This is a genomic window from Micromonospora pisi, from assembly GCF_003633685.1.
In the GTDB taxonomy this organism is placed as follows: Bacteria; Actinomycetota; Actinomycetes; order Mycobacteriales; family Micromonosporaceae; genus Micromonospora_G; species Micromonospora_G pisi.
In genome coordinates, this window is record NZ_RBKT01000001.1 from 6,967,884 (window position 1) to 6,985,015 (window position 17,132).

At 71.6% G+C, this 17,132-nt stretch carries 14 protein-coding genes; all 14 read left to right on the plus strand.

The genetic code is table 11. From position 1 onward, the window contains the following. Nucleotides 1-5: 5 nt before the first annotated feature. The 14 genes from BDK92_RS30140 (at nucleotide 6) to def (ending at nucleotide 17,128) form a co-directional block, all read left to right on the plus strand. Nucleotides 6-1,283 carry a dihydroorotase gene (locus tag BDK92_RS30140; protein WP_121159808.1) on the plus strand — a complete coding sequence of 426 codons (1,278 nt, stop codon included), beginning with the start codon at nucleotides 6-8 and terminating at the stop codon, nucleotides 1,281-1,283. Next, the gene (gene carA / locus BDK92_RS30145; RefSeq protein WP_121159809.1) at nucleotides 1,283-2,470 is read left to right on the plus strand and encodes a glutamine-hydrolyzing carbamoyl-phosphate synthase small subunit; all 1,188 of its coding nucleotides are present in this window, start codon (nucleotides 1,283-1,285) and stop codon (nucleotides 2,468-2,470) included. The genes BDK92_RS30140 and carA overlap by 1 nt, the downstream gene beginning before the upstream one ends. Beyond that, a complete protein-coding gene (gene carB / locus BDK92_RS30150; RefSeq protein WP_121159810.1) occupies nucleotides 2,463-5,837 on the plus strand; it encodes a carbamoyl-phosphate synthase large subunit in 3,375 nt (1,124 codons plus the stop codon). The genes carA and carB overlap by 8 nt, the downstream gene beginning before the upstream one ends. Further along, nucleotides 5,834-6,844 carry a quinone-dependent dihydroorotate dehydrogenase gene (locus BDK92_RS30155; protein ID WP_121159811.1) on the plus strand — a complete coding sequence of 337 codons (1,011 nt, stop codon included), beginning with the start codon at nucleotides 5,834-5,836 and terminating at the stop codon, nucleotides 6,842-6,844. The genes carB and BDK92_RS30155 overlap by 4 nt, the downstream gene beginning before the upstream one ends. After that, on the plus strand, nucleotides 6,841-8,115 hold the full coding sequence (locus BDK92_RS30160; RefSeq protein ID WP_121159812.1) for an adenosylmethionine--8-amino-7-oxononanoate transaminase: 1,275 nt from the start codon (nucleotides 6,841-6,843) through the stop codon (nucleotides 8,113-8,115). Before BDK92_RS30155 ends, BDK92_RS30160 begins: the two co-directional genes overlap by 4 nt. Before the next feature lie 88 nt (nucleotides 8,116-8,203). Next, nucleotides 8,204-9,046, plus strand: coding sequence for an orotidine-5'-phosphate decarboxylase (gene pyrF / locus BDK92_RS30165; protein WP_121159813.1), 843 nt, complete (start codon nucleotides 8,204-8,206; stop codon nucleotides 9,044-9,046). A gap of 171 nt (nucleotides 9,047-9,217) precedes the next feature. Next, complete coding sequence (gene mihF, locus BDK92_RS30170; RefSeq protein WP_121159814.1) at nucleotides 9,218-9,535, plus strand: integration host factor, actinobacterial type; 318 nt, start codon at nucleotides 9,218-9,220, stop codon at nucleotides 9,533-9,535. A 25-nt stretch (nucleotides 9,536-9,560) separates the two neighbouring features. Then, nucleotides 9,561-10,103, plus strand: a complete 543-nt coding sequence (locus tag BDK92_RS30175; RefSeq protein WP_121159815.1) for a nucleoside/nucleotide kinase family protein — start codon at nucleotides 9,561-9,563, stop codon at nucleotides 10,101-10,103. Between the two features lie 20 nt (nucleotides 10,104-10,123). After that, nucleotides 10,124-10,387 (plus strand): DNA-directed RNA polymerase subunit omega, encoded by a 264-nt coding sequence (gene rpoZ / locus BDK92_RS30180; RefSeq protein ID WP_007075826.1) that lies wholly within the window; start codon nucleotides 10,124-10,126, stop codon nucleotides 10,385-10,387. A gap of 18 nt (nucleotides 10,388-10,405) precedes the next feature. Continuing rightward, nucleotides 10,406-11,614, plus strand: coding sequence for a bifunctional phosphopantothenoylcysteine decarboxylase/phosphopantothenate--cysteine ligase CoaBC (coaBC, locus tag BDK92_RS30185; protein ID WP_121159816.1), 1,209 nt, complete (start codon nucleotides 10,406-10,408; stop codon nucleotides 11,612-11,614). Nucleotides 11,615-11,701: 87 nt separating this feature from the next. Continuing rightward, nucleotides 11,702-12,895 carry a methionine adenosyltransferase gene (gene metK / locus BDK92_RS30190; RefSeq protein WP_121159817.1) on the plus strand — a complete coding sequence of 398 codons (1,194 nt, stop codon included), beginning with the start codon at nucleotides 11,702-11,704 and terminating at the stop codon, nucleotides 12,893-12,895. Nucleotides 12,896-12,960: 65 nt separating this feature from the next. Beyond that, complete coding sequence (locus tag BDK92_RS30195; RefSeq protein WP_246017323.1) at nucleotides 12,961-15,030, plus strand: primosomal protein N'; 2,070 nt, start codon at nucleotides 12,961-12,963, stop codon at nucleotides 15,028-15,030. 177 nt (nucleotides 15,031-15,207) lie between these two features. After that, nucleotides 15,208-16,206, plus strand: coding sequence for an AAA family ATPase (locus BDK92_RS30200; protein WP_121162719.1), 999 nt, complete (start codon nucleotides 15,208-15,210; stop codon nucleotides 16,204-16,206). 361 nt (nucleotides 16,207-16,567) lie between these two features. Beyond that, complete coding sequence (gene def, locus BDK92_RS30205; protein WP_121159819.1) at nucleotides 16,568-17,128, plus strand: peptide deformylase; 561 nt, start codon at nucleotides 16,568-16,570, stop codon at nucleotides 17,126-17,128. Nucleotides 17,129-17,132 lie beyond the last annotated feature (4 nt).

A 17,132-nucleotide genomic window follows, 5' to 3' on the forward strand; every position in this document is an offset into this window, starting at 1 on the left:
CCGCAATGAGCACGTACCTGATCAAGGGCGCCCGGGTGGTCGGCGCCGAGCCGACCGACCTGCTGCTGCGCGACGGCGTGGTGGTGGAGTCCGGCCGTGGCCTCGACGCGCGCGGCGCCCGGGTGGTGGACGCGGACGGGCTGGTGGCCCTGCCCGGCCTGGTCGACCTCCACACCCACCTGCGCGAGCCGGGCCGGGAGGACGCCGAGACGGTCGAGTCCGGCTCCCGGGCCGCCGCGCTCGGTGGCTACACCGCCGTCTGCGCGATGGCGAACACCTCGCCGGTCGCGGACACCGCGGGCGTGGTCGAGCAGGTCTGGCGGCTCGGCCGGGAGGCCGGTCTGGTCGACGTGCAGCCGATCGGCGCGGTCACCGTCGGGCTCGGCGGGGAGCGGCTGGCCGAACTCGGCGCGATGGCCGACTCGGCCGCCCGGGTCCGGATCTTCTCCGACGACGGCCACTGCGTCGCCGACCCACGACTGATGCGCCGGGCGCTGGAGTACGTCAAGGCGTTCGACGGGGTGATCGCGCAGCACGCCGAGGAGCCCCGGCTGACCGAGGGCGCCCAGCTGCACGAGGGTGAGGTCTCCACGCGGCTCGGGCTGACCGGTTGGCCGGCCGTCGCCGAGGAGGCGATCATCGCCCGGGACGTGCTCCTGGCCGAGCACGTCGGCAGCCGGCTGCACGTCTGCCACGTCTCCACCGCCGGCAGTGTGGAGGTGCTCCGCCAGGCCAAGGCGCGTGGCGTCCGGGTGACCGCCGAGGTCACCCCGCACCACCTGCTGCTCACCGACGAGCTGGCGGCGAGCTACGACCCGGTCTTCAAGGTCAACCCACCGCTGCGTACCGCCAGCGACGTGGCCGCCCTGCGCGCCGCGCTGGTCGAGGGGATCATCGACGTGGTCGCGACCGACCACGCCCCGCACGCCCTGGAGGACAAGGAGTGCGAGTGGGCGTACGCCCGGCCGGGCATGCTCGGGCTGGAGACCGCTCTGCCGGTGCTGCTCTCGGTGCTCGGTGAGCGCTGGGACCTGATCGCCGAGCGGATGTCCCGGATTCCGGCGCGGATCGCCGGCCTGACCGAGCACGGACACGATCCGGTGCCGGGGGCCGTGGCCAACCTCACCCTGGTCGATCCGGCCGCGCGCCGTACCGTCGACCCCGCTGAGCTGGCCAGCCGCAGCCGCAACACCCCGTACGCCGGCACCGTGCTGCCCGGCCGGATCATGGCCACGTTCCTGCGGGGCGAGCCGACAGTACTCGACGGAAAGGCCGTTAAATAATGCGACGCAGGCCCGCGATCCTCGTACTGGAGGATGGTCGGACGTTCCACGGTGAGGCGTACGGCAGTGTGGGGGAGACCTTCGGTGAGGCGGTCTTCAACACCGGTATGACCGGCTACCAGGAGACGCTCACCGACCCGTCCTACCACCGCCAGGTGGTGGTGCAGACCGCGCCGCACATCGGCAACACCGGGGTCAACCATGAGGACGACGAGTCCGGCCGGATCTGGGTGGCCGGCTATGTGGTCCGCGACCCGGCCCGGATCGGCTCCAACTGGCGCGCCACCGGCGGCCTGGAGGACCGGCTCGCCGCCGAGGGCGTGGTCGGCATCTCGGGTATCGACACCCGGGCGCTCACCCGCCACCTGCGCGACTCCGGTGCCATGCGGGTCGGCATCTCCAGCCTCGACGACGACCCGAAGGCGTTGCTGGCGCGGGTCCGCGCCACCCCGGAGATGGTCGGCGCCGACCTGTCGGCGGAGGTGACCACCGCGCAGCCGTACACCGTGGCCGCGGAGGGCACACACCGGTTCACGGTGGCCGCGCTGGATCTGGGGATCAAGCGGAACGTGCCGCGCCGGCTCGCCGCGCGGGGCGTGACCACGCACGTCCTGCCCGCCTCGTCGAGCATCGAGGACCTCCTCGCCACCGGCGCGGACGCGGTCTTCTTCTCGCCCGGCCCGGGTGACCCGGCCACCGCCGACCACCCGGTCGCGCTGGCCCGTGAGGTGCTGAACCGGCGGATTCCGCTCTTCGGCATCTGCTTCGGCAGCCAGATCCTCGGCCGGGCGCTCGGCTTCGGCACCTACAAGCTGGGGTACGGCCACCGCGGCATCAACCAGCCGGTGCTGGACCGGGTCACCGGTCGGGTGGAGGTCACCTCCCACAACCATGGCTTCGCGGTCGACTGGCCGGGTCGTGAACCCGGCCAGGAGGTGCCGACGGGCCAGTACATCGAGACGGACTTCGGCGCGGTCGAGGTCAGTCACGTCTGCCTCAACGACAATGTGGTCGAGGGCCTGCGGGCCAAGGATGTGCCCGCGTTCACCGTGCAGTACCACCCGGAGGCCGCTGCCGGCCCGCACGACGCCGACTATCTCTTCGACCGGTTCGCAGAGCTGATCGAGGGCGAACGGCAGGGCGGACAGAGCCAGGGCGACAAGAACGAGAGCGGAAAGCATGCCTAAGCGGACCGATTTGCAGCATGTTCTGGTGATCGGTTCCGGCCCGATCGTGATCGGCCAGGCGTGCGAGTTCGACTACTCCGGCACCCAGGCGTGCCGGGTGCTGCGCAGCGAGGGGCTGCGGGTCAGCCTGGTCAACTCCAATCCGGCGACGATCATGACCGACCCGGAGTACGCCGACGCCACCTACGTCGAGCCGATCACCCCGGACTTCGTCGAGCTGGTCATCGCCAAGGAGCGGCCGGACGCGCTGCTGCCCACCCTCGGCGGCCAGACCGCGCTGAACACGGCGGTGGCGCTGCACGAGTCGGGCGTACTGGAGAAATACGGCGTGGAGCTGATCGGCGCCGACATCGACGCGATCCGGCGCGGTGAGGACCGGCAGCTCTTCAAGGAGGTCGTGGCGAAGGCCGGGGCCCGGATCGGGCTGCCCGACCCGACCGCACTGGTGCCGCGTTCCCGGGTCTGTCACTCGATGGACGAGGTCCGGCAGACCGTCGGTGAGCTGGGCCTGCCGGTGGTGATCCGGCCGTCGTTCACCATGGGCGGCCTCGGTTCCGGCATGGCGCACACCGACGAGGACCTGTCCCGGATCGCCGGGGCAGGGCTCGCCGCCAGCCCGGTGCACGAGGTCCTGATCGAGGAGAGCGTGCTCGGCTGGAAGGAGTACGAGCTCGAGCTGATGCGCGACAAGCACGACAACGTCGTGGTGGTCTGCTCGATCGAGAACATCGATCCGATGGGTGTGCACACCGGCGACAGCGTGACCGTGGCGCCGGCCATGACGCTCACCGACCGGGAGTACCAGCAGCTCCGTGACCTCGGCATCGCGGTGCTGCGTGAGGTCGGGGTGGACACCGGCGGCTGCAACATCCAGTTCGCGGTCAACCCGGTCGACGGCCGGATCGTCGTGATCGAGATGAACCCGCGGGTCTCCCGCTCCTCGGCGCTGGCCTCCAAGGCCACCGGCTTCCCGATCGCCAAGATCGCCGCGAAGCTCGCCATCGGCTACACCCTCGACGAGATCCCCAACGACATCACCCTGCAGACGCCGGCCGCGTTCGAGCCGACGTTGGACTACGTGGTGGTGAAGATTCCCCGGTTCGCGTTCGAGAAGTTCCCCGGCGCCGACCCGGAGCTGACCACGACGATGAAGTCGGTGGGCGAGGCGATGAGCCTGGGCCGCAATTTCACCGAGGCGCTGAACAAGGCGATGCGCTCGATGGAGACGAAGGCGGCCGGTTTCTGGACCGTGCCGGATCCCGACGGGGCGACCGTCGAGTCCACCCTGACCGCACTGGCTACCCCGCACGACGGCCGACTGTACACAGTGGAGCGAGCGCTCCGGTTGGGTGCCTCGGTCGCCCAGGTCTCCGCCGCCTCCGGCGGCATCGACCCGTGGTTCCTGGACCAGATCGCCGGGCTGGTCGACCTGCGTGAGGAGATCATCGGCGCACCCGTACTGGACGGCGCGCTGCTGCGCCGGGCGAAGCGGGCCGGACTCTCCGACCGGCAGCTCGCCGCGCTGCGCCCGGAACTCTCGGCCGAGGACGGGGTACGCGTACTCCGGCACCGGCTGGGGCTGCGCCCGGTCTACAAGACGGTCGACACCTGCGCGGCCGAGTTCGCCGCGAGCACGCCGTACCACTACTCGTCCTACGACGAGGAGACCGAGGTCGTCGGCTCGGACCGGCCCAAGGTGCTGATTCTCGGCTCCGGACCGAACCGGATCGGGCAGGGGATCGAGTTCGACTACTCCTGCGTGCACGCCGTACTGGCGTTGCAGGGCGAGCCGGGCGCCGTCGGGGTGGGGACCGGGTACGAGACCGTGATGGTCAACTGCAACCCGGAGACCGTCTCCACCGACTACGACACCGCCGACCGGCTCTACTTCGAACCGCTCACCTTCGAGGACGTGATCGAGGTCTGGCACGCCGAGGACAGCTCGGGCAGGGCGGCCGGCGGTCCCGGTGTGGTCGGTGTGATCGTCCAGCTCGGTGGGCAGACCCCGCTCGGGTTGGCCCAGCGGCTCAAGGACGCCGGCGTGCCGATCGTCGGCACCTCGCCGGAGTCGATCAACCTGGCCGAGGACCGGGGCGCGTTCGGCGCCGTCCTCGCCCGGGCCGGCCTGCGCGCACCCGCGCACGGCACCGCCACCTCGTACGACGAGGCCAAGGCGATCGCCGACGAGATCGGTTACCCGGTGCTGGTCCGCCCGTCGTACGTGCTCGGCGGTCGGGGCATGGAGATCGTCTACGACGACCCGACGCTGCGCGACTACATCGGTCGGGCCACCGACATCTCGCCGGACCACCCGGTGCTGGTCGACCGCTTCCTCGACGACGCGATCGAGATCGACGTGGACGCGCTCTGCGACGCCGAAGGCGAGGTCTACATCGGTGGCGTGATGGAGCACATCGAGGAGGCCGGCATCCACTCCGGAGACTCCTCCTGCGCGCTGCCGCCGATCACCCTGGCCAGCTCGCACCTGGCCGAGGTACGCCGCTACACCGAGGCGATCGCCCGCGGGGTTGGCGTACGGGGGCTGCTCAACGTGCAGTACGCGCTCAAGGACGACGTCCTGTACGTGCTGGAGGCCAACCCGCGTGCCTCCCGTACGGTGCCGTTCGTCTCCAAGGCGACGGCGGTGCCGCTGGCCAAGGCGGCGGCCCGGATCATGCTCGGCGCGACCATCGCCGACCTGCGCGCGGAGCGGCTGCTCCCGCCGACCGGGGATGGCGGTGCGCTGCCGGTCGACGCCCCGATCGCGGTCAAGGAGGCGGTGCTGCCGTTCAAGCGGTTCCGTACCCCGGCCGGCAAGGGCGTCGACTCGCTGCTCGGCCCGGAGATGAAGTCCACCGGTGAGGTGATGGGCATCGACGTCGCCTTCGGGCACGCCTTCGCCAAGTCCCAGGCCGCCGCGTACGGCAGCCTCCCCACCACCGGCAAGGTCTTCGTCTCGGTCGCCAACCGGGACAAGCGCGCCATGATCTTCCCGGTGAAGCGCCTGGCCGACCTCGGCTTCGAGATCGTCGCCACGGTCGGCACCGGCGAGGTGCTGCGCCGGCACGGCATCTCCTGCACGTTCATCGGCAAGCACTACGAGGAGGCCGGTGCCCGCCCGGACGCGGTCTCGCTGATCGCGGCGGGCGAGGTGGCCCTGGTCATCAACACCCCGCAGGGCTCCGGGGCGAGCGCCCGCTCGGACGGCTACGAGATCCGCAGCGCGGCGGTGAACGCGGACATCCCGTGCATCACCACGGTGCCGGGTGCGGCGGCGGCGGTGATGGGCATCGAGGCGCTGATCCGGGGCGACATGACCGTGCGGCCGTTGCAGCAGCTGCACGCCGCCCTGCGGGCTGGCGAGTGATCTTCGAACGGGTGGTCCGCCCCGGGCTGTTCCGGCTCGGGGGCGGGGACGCGGAGACCGCGCACGAATGGACCCTGCGGCGGCTGGCCGGCCTCTCGAGGCGGCCGGCCGCGCTGGCCGCGCTCCGCTCGGCGTACGCGGTCGCGGCACCACGTCGGGTCTTCGGCCTCGACTTCCCCAACCCGGTCGGGCTCGCCGCCGGCATGGACAAGAACGGGGTTGCGCTGCCGGCCTGGCCGGCGTTGGGCTTCGGCTTCGTCGAGGTCGGCACGGTGACCGCGCACGCCCAGCCGGGCAATCCCCGGCCCCGGTTGTTCCGGCTGCCGGAGAGCAGTGCGGTGATCAACCGGATGGGCTTCAACAACGCTGGCGCGCAGGCGCTCGCCGATCGGCTGGCCGGCAGCCGGCCGCTCGGCGTACCGCTCGGGATCTCGCTCGGCAAGTCGAAGGTCACCCCGCTGGACGAGGCGGTGGCGGACTACCTCGCCTCCTACCGGGCACTGCGCGAACACGGTGACTACTTCGCGGTCAACGTCTCCTCGCCGAACACCCCGGGTCTGCGGGCGTTGCAGGACCGGGAGCATCTCGACGCCCTGCTCGGGTCGCTGGTGGGGGAGAAGCCGGTGCTGGTGAAGATCGCCCCGGATCTCACCGAACCGGCCATCGCCGAACTGCTGGCGGTCTGTCTCGACCGGGGCGCGGCGGGCGTCATCGCCACCAACACCACGCTCGGCCGGGGCGGCCTGGCCGCTGTCGACGTACCCCGCTCGGCGGAGGCCGGTGGGCTCTCCGGCGGGCCGCTGACCGTACGGGCGCGCGAGGTCGTCTCCTTCGTCCACCGGGAGACCGGCGGGCGGCTGCCGGTGATCGGGGTCGGCGGGATCATGCGCCCCGACGACGCGAACCGACTCTTCGACGCGGGAGCGAGCCTGGTGCAGCTCTACACCGGATTCATCTATCGGGGGCCGGGTCTGGCCCGAGCGATCGCGCGGGCGGCCCGGCCGTGAACCCCGCCGAACTGCTCGCCGCCGACCGGGCCCATGTCTGGCACCCGTACGCGCCGATGCCGGCCACCACGGAGCCGTACCTGGTCGCCGAGGCCGAGGGCGTACGTCTGCGCCTGGCCGACGGGCGCGAACTGGTCGACGGCATGTCGTCGTGGTGGGCGGCAATCCACGGTTACCGGCATCCGACCCTGGACGCCGCGGTGGTCGGGCAGCTCGGCCGGATGAGCCACGTGATGTTCGGCGGGCTGACCCACGAGCCCGCCATCGAACTGGCCCGCAACCTGGTGGAGCTGAGCCCGCCCGGACTGGAGCACGTCTTCCTCTGCGACTCCGGGTCGGTGAGCGTCGAGGTCGCGGTGAAGATGTGCCTGCAGTACCAGCTCGGCCGGGGCCGCCCGGAGCGGCACCGGCTCGCCACCTGGCGGGGCGGCTACCACGGCGACACGTTCCAGCCGATGAGCGTCTGCGACCCCGAGGGCGGGATGCACCACCTGTGGCGCGACGTACTGCCCCGGCAGGTGTTCGCGCCGGTGCCGCCGGCCGGCTTCGACGCCCCGGTGGACGAGGCGTACGCGGCGGCGCTCGCGGACCAGATCGCCCGGCACGCGCACGAGTTGGCCGCGGTCATCGTCGAACCGGTCGTGCAGGGCGCCGGCGGGATGCGGTTCCACAACCCGCACTATCTCCGGGTGTTGCGCGAGGCGACCCAGGCCCACGGCGTGCTACTCATCTTTGACGAGATCGCTACTGGTTTTGGTCGCACCGGTACGTTCTTCGCCGCCGAACACGCCGGCGTCACCCCGGACGTGCTCTGCCTCGGCAAGGCGCTCACCGGCGGCTACCTGAGCCTCGCGGCGGCGCTCTGCACGCCGGAGGTGGCCCGGGGGATCGGTGCCGGTGGCGTGCTGGCGCACGGGCCGACCTTCATGGGCAACCCGCTCGCCTGTGCGGTCGCGAACGCCTCCATCGGGCTGCTGCGGGCGGGAAACTGGGCGGCCGAGGTGGCGAGGGTGCAGGCGGGACTGCGGGCGGGCCTGGAGCCGTTGCGTGCGGCGCCCGGTGTGGCCGACGTACGGGTGCTCGGCGCGATCGGGGTGGTGCAGCTCGACCACGAGGTGGACCTGCCCGCCGCGACCGCCGCCGCGGCCGAGCGGGGAGTGTGGCTGCGTCCGTTCCGCGACCTGGTCTACACCATGCCGCCGTACGTCACCGACGACGAGGACGTGGCCCGGATCGGTGCCGGGGTGGCCGCCGCCGTCGCCGCGGGCTGAGCACGTCGGGACGCCCTTCGGCCCCTGCCCCACTGACTTGGCTGGAGACCGCGGCGCGGGTGCGCGGCGGGCGACGAGAGGAGAGGCGATGGAGAGCTTCGGGACCCGGTTGCACCGGGCGATGGCGGAGCGCGGCCCGCTGGCAGTGGGGATCGACCCGCACGCCGCGCTGTTGGACCGCTGGGGGTTGCCTGACGACGTGACCGGGCTGGCGCGGTTCAGCGAGACGGTGGTCGAGGCGCTCGGCGACCGGGTGGCCGTGGTCAAGCCGCAGTCCGCGTTCTACGAACGTTTCGGATCCCGTGGGCTCGCGGTCCTTGAGTCAACTATCCGACAGTTGAGAGAAGCTGGCGCTCTTGTGCTTCTCGACGTCAAGCGTGGCGACATCGGCTCGACGGTGAGCGCGTACGCCGCCGCGTACCTTGATCCATCCAGTCCGCTGTATGTCGATGCGATCACCGCGAGCCCGTACCTCGGCGTCGGCTCGCTCGCGCCGATGTTCGACACGGCGGCGGCGCACGGCGGCGGCGTCTTCGTGCTCGCGCTCACCTCGAATCCCGAGGGCCCGGCGGTCCAGCACGCGCGCGGGGCCGATGGTCGGACCGTCGCGCAGACCGTGATCGACGAGATTTCCCAGCTCAACGCGGGTGCGGAGCCGCTGGGCAGTTTCGGGCTGGTGGTCGGGGCGACGATCGGCGACACCGGCCACGACCTGTCCCGCGTACGCGGACCGCTGCTCGCGCCCGGCCTCGGCGCCCAGGGAGCGAGCGCCGCCGACCTGCGTACGGTCTTCGGTCGAGACCTCTCGACGGTGCTCCCGTCGTACTCCCGCGAGGTCCTCGGGCACGGCCCGGACCGGGCCGCGCTGCGCGCCGCGGCGGACCGTGCGCTGGCCGACTGCCGGGCCGTACTGGGCACCACCGTTGAGTGACAGCTCGATCACCTCATCGTGATCATGGCGAGTCCACGTTGCCGAAAACTCCGCTGACCGCTAGTTTTCCCGGCGCTGGGAACCACATACCCCTTTGGTTCCCAGCCACCCCACGTTTCACAGATGCGGCGGTGCGTTCCGCCCGTCGCGATAGGGACCTGAGGAGAACTGGTGCCGCTCCCCCAACTGAGCCCCGAACAGCGTGCAGCCGCGCTGGAGAAGGCTGCGGAGATCCGCAAAGCCCGTGCTGAGCTGAAGGAGCAGCTCAAGCAGGGCAAGACCACCCTCGCCGCCGTCCTCGACCGGGCGGAGGCCGACGATGTCGTCGGCAAGCTGAAGGTTTCGGCTGTCCTGCAGGCGATGCCGGGGATCGGCAAGATCCGGGCGACCCAGATCATGGAGAAGCTCAAGATCGCCGACAGCCGGCGTCTGCGCGGCCTGGGTGACCAGCAGCGCAAGGCACTGCTTGCCGAGTTCGCCGCCAACTAGTTTCGGCAGCGTGTAGAAACAAGCAGTGAGCACGGCGGACGACGCGCGCCCGGCGGCTCGTCTCACGCTCCTTGCCGGTCCCGCAGGGGCCGGCAAGGGAGGCGTGGTCGAGCTGATCCGGGCGCGTTCGTCCGTGTTGTGGGTGTCGGTCCCGGTGACCACCAGGCCACGCCGACGGCACGAGGTCGACGGGGTGGGCCACCACTTCGTCGACCGGGCCGAGTTCGAGGCCCTGGTCGCCAGCGACGGACTGCTGGAGTGGGACCGGTACGCCGACCACCTCTACGGCACACCCGGTGAGCCGGTACGAAGCCGGTTACGGGCCGGCCAACCCGTCCTGATCGCGCTCGACCTGGCCGGCGCCCGGCGGGTCCGGGCCGCCATGCCAGGGTCCCGTCTGGTCTGCCTCGTCCCGCCCGGGGTGGTTCCGCCGACCCCCGAAGCACCCGCCGAGTCGGATATCGACCTGGTCGTGGTCAACGACTTCGCCGAGCGTGCGGCGGAGGAACTGGTAGGCTTGCTCGGTTCATCCTTTCTGACTCCCGCTCAGCCGCGTACCAGCGGTTGAGAGACACAGAGGTTTATCTCGTGGGTTCCATCGCCAATCCCGAAGGCATCACCAACCCGCCGATCGACGAGCTGCTGGAGAAGACCACCTCCAAGTACGCGCTGGTCATCTTCGCGGCCAAGCGGGCCCGCCAGGTCAACGCCTACTACAGCCAGCTCGGTGAGGGCCTGCTGGAGTACGTCGGACCGCTGGTAGAGACCACGCCGCAGGAGAAGCCGCTGTCGATCGCGATGCGCGAGATCAACGCCGGTCTGCTCACCGCCGAGCCGACCGACCAGCCGTAAGGCTGACCGAGACCGCTCATGCCCGCTCAGGTCGTCCTCGGGGTAGGCGGGGGCATTGCCGCGTACAAAGCCTGTGAGCTGCTTCGACTCTTCACCGAGTCGGGGCACAGCGTCCGGGTCGTACCGACCGCCTCCGCCCTACGGTTCGTCGGGGCACCGACCTGGGCGGCGCTCTCCGGCCAGCCGGTCGCGGACGACGTCTGGGCCGACGTGCAGGACGTTCCGCACGTCCGCCTCGGCAAGCAGGCCGATCTCGTGGTGGTCGCACCGGCCACCGCCGACCTGATCGCGAAGGCGGCCCACGGCCTCGCCGACGACCTGCTCACCAACACACTGCTCACCGCCCGCTGCCCGGTGGTGCTGGCGCCGGCGATGCACACCGAGATGTGGGAGCACCCGGCGACGGTGGCCAACGTGGCGACGCTGCGGGCCCGTGGCGTACAGGTGATCGAGCCCGCCAGCGGTCGGTTGACCGGCGCCGACACCGGCAAGGGGCGGCTTCCCGACCCGGCGGAGATCTTCGCGCTCGCCCGACGGGCGCTGACCCGGGGTTCGGTGCCGCCGCGCGACCTGATCGGGCGCCGAGTGGTGATCACGGCTGGTGGCACCCGGGAGCCGCTGGACCCGGTGCGCTTCCTGGGCAACCGCTCCTCGGGCAAGCAGGGTTACGCTTTCGCCCGTACCGCTACTGCGCGTGGCGCTATGGTTACCCTGATCGCGGCAAACGTCTCCCTCGCCGACCCGCCCGGGGTGGAACTGGTCCGGGTCTCCACCACCGAAGAGCTGCGTAAGGCCACCCTCGCGGCGGCGGACGGCGCCGACGCGGTGGTGATGGCGGCGGCACCGGCGGACTTCCGGCCGGCGACCTACGCCAGCCAAAAGATCAAGAAGACCGAAGACGGTGCGGTGCCCACCATCGAGCTGGTGACGAACCCCGACATCGCCGCCGAACTCGGCGAGCGGCGACACGCCGGTCAGGTGTTGGTGGCCTTCGCGGCCGAGACCAGCGACGCTGAGGCCAACGCTCGGGGCAAGCTGTCCCGGAAGAAGGCGGACCTGATCGTGGTCAACGAGGTGGGGCAGGACAAGGTGTTCGGCGCCGACTCCAACACCGCGGTCGTGCTGGGCTCGGACGGATCAAGGACGGCTTTCCCGGAGCAATCCAAGGAAGACCTCGCCGACGCCGTCTGGGACCTGGTAACAAAGCGCTTAACCGCTTCGTCTTAACCGCTGAACACACTGTCACCTTGGAAATGGTCCATTGTCGGCGGCGCTACACTGCCCCGACACTCTTCGAGCACCTTTAGGAGCACCGTGGCACGCCGCCTGTTCACTTCCGAGTCGGTCACGGAAGGCCACCCGGACAAGATTGCTGACCAGATCAGCGACGGCATCCTCGACGCGCTGCTGACCCAGGACCCGCGCAGCCGGGTGGCGGTCGAAACCCTCATCACCACCGGCCAGGTGCACGTCGCGGGTGAGGTCACCACCAAGGCGTACGCCGACATTCCGACGATCGTGCGCGACACGATCCTCAACATCGGCTACGACTCCTCGAAGAAGGGGTTCGACGGCGCCTCCTGTGGCGTCAGCGTCTCCATCGGCTCCCAGTCGCCGGACATCGCGCAGGGTGTGGACAGCGCCCTTGAGCTGCGGTCCGGTTCCTCGGAGAGCGCGCTCGACGCCCAGGGCGCCGGCGACCAGGGCATGATGTTCGGCTTCGCCTGCTCGGAGACGCCCGAGCTGATGCCACTGCCGATCGCGCTGGCCCACCGGCTGGCCCGCCGGCTCGCCGCGGCCCGCAAGGACGGCACGATCCCGTACCTGCGGCCCGACGGCAAGACCCAGGTCACCATCGAGTACGAAGGCCTGCGGCCGGTCCGGCTCAACACGGTGGTCGTCTCCAGCCAGCACGCCGCCGACATCTCGCTCGAGTCGCTGCTCACCCCGGACGTACGCGAGCACGTCATCGCCCCGGAGCTGGAGGAGCTCGGGCTGGAGACCGACGGCTACCGGCTGCTGGTGAACCCGACCGGGCGGTTCGAGATCGGTGGCCCGATGGGCGACGCCGGCCTCACCGGCCGGAAGATCATTGTGGACACCTACGGCGGGTACGCGCGGCACGGTGGCGGGGCCTTCTCCGGCAAGGACCCGTCGAAGGTCGACCGGTCGGCCGCGTACGCGACCCGCTGGGTGGCGAAGAACGTGGTCGCCGCCGGGCTGGCCGAGCGGTGCGAGGTGCAGGTCGCGTACGCGATCGGCAAGGCGCACCCGGTGAGCCTGTTCGTCGAGACGTTCGGCACCGAGAACGTGCCGGTCGAGCGGATCGAGAAGGCCGTCAGCGAGGTCTTCGACCTGCGGCCGGCCGCGATCATCCGCGACCTCGACCTGCTGCGCCCGATCTACCAGCAGACCGCCGCCTACGGCCACTTCGGCCGTGAGCTGCCGGACCTCACCTGGGAGGGCACCGACCGCGCCGCCGACCTCAAGTCGGCCGCGGGAGCCTGACCACCGCGAAGCGCAGCGACCGGCAGCCCGCGACAGGGCTGCCGGTCGCTCGCGTCTGTGTCGATGTGCCGCTGGCCCACCTGGACCGCCCGTTCGACTACCTGGTCCCGGCCGAGCTGGCCGAGACGGCCCGCCCCGGCACCCGGGTCCGGGTCCGCTTCGCCGGTCAGCTGGTCGACGGCTGGCTGTTGGATCGGGTGGAGTCCTCGGAACACACCGGCCGGCTGACCTACCTCGAACGGCTGGTCTCGCCGGAGCCGGTGCTCGCCCCGGAGATCGCCCGACTCGCCCGGGCCGTGGCCGACCGGTACGCCGGTGGCCTGGCCGACGTCCTGCGCCTGGCGGTGCCGCCCCGGCACGCCCGGGTCGAGTCGCAGTCACCACCCACGCCAACGCCCCCACCCGTCCCGGACCCCGCCGAGTCGGACGGGTCCGAGTCGGACCCCGCCGAGTCGGACCCCGCCGAGTCGGATAACGCCGAGTCGGACCCCGCCGAGTCGGATAACGCCGGGTCGGACGGGTCCGAGCCGGATAACGCCGGGTCGGACGGGTCCGTGCCGGTGGTGACGGCGGAGACCGACGGCCCCGGGCGGGGCTGGCGCGACTATCCGGCCGGCCCGGGATTCCTGCGGGCGCTGACCGATGGTCGCCAGCCCCGGGCGGTCTGGTCGGCGCTACCCGGAGAGGCGTGGGCGGAACGGTTCGCCGAGGCCGCCGCCGCCACCGTACGAGGTGGGCGGGGCGTGGTCGCGGTGGTTGCCGACGCCCGGGACCTTGACCGACTCGACGCCGCGCTCACCGCCGTACTCGGCCCTGGCCGGCACGTCATGCTCGCGGCAGCGCTCGGCCCGGCCAAGCGCTACCGGGCCTTCCTCGCCGCGCGGCGAGGGCAGGTGCCGGTGGTGATCGGCACCCGGGCGGCGATGTTCGCCCCGGTGGAGCGGCTGGGACTGGTGGCGATCTGGGACGACGGGGACGATCTGCACGCCGAGCCGAGGGCCCCGTACCCGCACGCCCGCGACGTACTGCTCACCCGGGCGCAGCTTGCCGACGCGGCGGTGCTGGTGGGCGGGCATGCCCGTACCGCCGAGGCGCAGCAGTTGGTGGAGACCGGCTGGGCGAAGGAGATCGTGGCCGACCGGGCGACCGTACGGGCCAGGATGCCGCAGGTGACCCCGACCGGTGACGACCCACAGCTCGCCCGGGATCCGGGTGCGGCCACGGCACGGCTGCCCAGCCTGGCCTGGGAGGCGGCCCGCGCCGCCCTGCGGGCCGACGCGCCGGTGCTGGTGCAGGTGCCGCGTCGGGGATACCTGCCCTCGGTCGCCTGCGCGAGCTGCCGCGCCCCGGCCCGTTGCCCGCACTGCTCCGGGCCGCTCGCGCTCGGTTCGGCGAACGCCGTACCGAGCTGCCACTGGTGCGGCCGGGTGGCGGCGGCGTACGCCTGTCCGCAGTGCGGCGGTCGGCGGCTGCGCGCGTCGGTGGTCGGCGCCCGGCGTACGGCGGAGGAACTGGGGCGGGCGTTCGCTGGTGTGCCGGTGCGGACCTCTGGTCGGGAGGAGGTGCTCGCCTCGGTCCCGGCGGGGGCGGGGCTGGTGGTGGCCACCCCGGGTGCGGAGCCGGTCGCCACCGGCGGTTACGGGGCGGTGCTGCTGCTCGACTCGTGGGCCCTGCTCGCCCGGGCCGACCTGCGGGCCGGTGAGGAGGCGTTGCGGCGGTGGCTGACCGCGGCGGCGCTGGCCCGGCCGGCCGCCTCGGGCGGCCGGGTGGTGCTGGTCGCCGATGGTGCGCTGGCTCCGGTGCAGGCCCTGTTGCGTTGGGATCCGGCCTGGTTCGCCGGGCGTGAGCTGGCCGAGCGGCGTGAGTTGGGCTTCCCGCCGGCGGCGCGGATGGCGAGCCTGACCGGAACGCCGGAGGCCGTCGCCGATCTGCTCGCCGCGACCCGGCTGCCCGACGGCGCGGAGCTGCTCGGCCCGGTGCCGGCGGCGCGGGGGCAGGAGCGGATGCTGGTCCGGGTGCCCCGGGGGCGGGCCGCCTCGCTGGCGGTCGCGTTGCACGAGGCGGCCGGGGTACGGACCGCTCGTAAGGCCGCCGAAGCGGTACGGGTCCAGGTCGATCCGTTGGACCTTTTCTGACCGGTTCGGCTGTCACCCGGGAGTGCCGGCGGACATGCGGTCCGCCGGGAGGCTGGTTCACGCGTGGTAAAGTCGCCCCTCATGTCGCCGCCCATTGGTGTGACGATGCCGTGATCACACCGGTTCGGTGTGCAATCGAGTGATCCTAGTCAGTCTGCGATCAGGGGTGTGTGCGTCGTGACCGGTCGTCAATCGATCGTTCTGAATGGAGATCTCGGCAGCGGCAAGAGCACGGTGTCGATCGAACTCAGCAAGCGGCTCGGCCTGCGCCGGATCAGCGTCGGCGACCTCTACCGTGAGATGGCGCAGCGGCGTCAGATGACCACGCTCCAGCTCAACCTGCACGCCGAGCTCGACCAGGCGGTGGATGGCTACGTCGACCAGCTCCAGCAGGACATCGCCGACTCCGGTGAGCAGTTGATCGTCGACAGCCGGCTCGCCTGGCACTTCTTCCGGGACGCGCTCAAGATCCACATGATCACCGAGCCGACCGAGGCGGCCCGCCGGGTGCTGGCCCGCCCCTCCGGCCCGGCCGAGAGCTACGCCTCGGTCGAGGAGGCGAAGGCCAAGCTGCACGAGCGCAGCGAGAGCGAGCGTGGGCGGTTCATCCTCCGGTACGGCGTGGACAAGGCGAAACTGCGCAACTACGACCTGATCTGTGACACCACTCGGGCCTCGGCGATGGAGGTGGTCGAACACGTGATCGCCGCCTTCGAGGGCTCCCTCGGCAAGGAGGTGCTGCGCGACTCCCCGCCGCTGCTCCTGCTCGACCCCGGCCGGATCTACCCCAGCCAGGAGATCCAGGGCCTGCGCGGGCTCTGGGAATCGGACTTCGTCGCCGACGTCGCCCAGGCCGGCGAGGCGGCGCTGGAACCGCTGAGCATCGGTTACACCGGCTCCGAGTTCTTCGTCGTCGACGGCCACCGTCGGCTCAGCGCCGCCCTGCGCAACGGCTTCAAGCTCGTTCCCGGCCGGCTGGTGGCCGAGGTCGACGAGCCCGTGGTCGCTGGCCGCTCCGCGATCGAGTTCTTCCAGGCCGAGGTGGGACTGGGCGCAATCTACGACTGGGACGCCGCGCACAACGTCTCGCTGCCGTTGCCCGAGCACGTGCTCGCCCAGGCCGAGGCCGCCCCGGCGGACCCGCTGCTGACCAGCGAGGCCGGCATCTCCTCGTAACCGGTCTCCTGCCGACCCGGATCTTCCACTGGCCCGCACCTTCCACCGGCCCGGACCGGTTCGATCCAAGACGGCCCGGCACCCGGCTGCCGGGCCGCCGCCTGGCGACACACCACCCCCCGGCGTGCCCAGCAGGCGCCCGTACCGGCCGGTGGGCCAGATCCAGCGGACCGGCCCAGCCCCCACGCGCGACGAGCCGTCGCCCGTGTCGGTGGCCTGAAATCTGCCGGTACCGCCGCCGTAGACTGGTACGGCAGTATCCATCCCGCCCGCCCTGTCCTCCGGGCGGGCGTTCCCCCGGGTGGCCGTCCCAGCCTCACCAGCCGAGCCGTCCCGCCCACCAGTTAAGGAGCCGTCCCGCGTGACCGTCCAGCCCATCCGTCTGTTCGGGGATCCGGTGCTGCGTACGCCGGCCGAGCCGGTGGTCGACTTCGATCGGGAGCTGCGCAAGCTGGTCGCCGACCTGACCGACACCATGCGTGACCGCAGCGGTGCCGGACTGGCCGCCCCGCAGCTCGGCGTCGGCCTGCGGGTGTTCACCTTCGACGTGGACGACGTCGTCGGGCACTTGATCAACCCGGTGCTCTCCTTCCCGGACGAGGAGGAACAGGACGGCCCGGAGGGCTGCCTCTCCATCCCCGGCCTCTACTTCGACACCAAACGCCGGCAGAACGTCGTCGCCAAGGGCTTCAACTCGTACGGAGACCCGCTCCAGATCGTCGGCACCGGCCTGATGGCCCGCTGCGTGCAGCACGAGACCGACCACCTCGACGGTGTGCTCTTCCTCGACCGACTCGACACCGAGGGGCGCAAGGAGGCGATGAAGGCGATCCGCGCGGCGGAGTGGTACGACGCCGGTGCGCCGCCGGTGGTCAAGGTCAGCCCGCACGGCGCGGGCGGCCCCTTCGGGCTCGGTCGGTGACCGG

What these genes read in the sequence shown, in the direction of transcription:
- BDK92_RS30140 (WP_121159808.1), top strand. Translation starts at nt 6, where the DNA reads ATGAGCACGTACCTGATCAAGGGCGCCCGGGTGGTCGGCGCCGAGCCG.
- carA (WP_121159809.1), top strand. Translation starts at nt 1,283, where the DNA reads ATGCGACGCAGGCCCGCGATCCTCGTACTGGAGGATGGTCGGACGTTC.
- carB (WP_121159810.1), top strand. Translation starts at nt 2,463, where the DNA reads ATGCCTAAGCGGACCGATTTGCAGCATGTTCTGGTGATCGGTTCCGGC.
- pyrF (WP_121159813.1), top strand. Translation starts at nt 8,204, where the DNA reads ATGGAGAGCTTCGGGACCCGGTTGCACCGGGCGATGGCGGAGCGCGGC.
- coaBC (WP_121159816.1), top strand. Translation starts at nt 10,406, where the DNA reads ATGCCCGCTCAGGTCGTCCTCGGGGTAGGCGGGGGCATTGCCGCGTAC.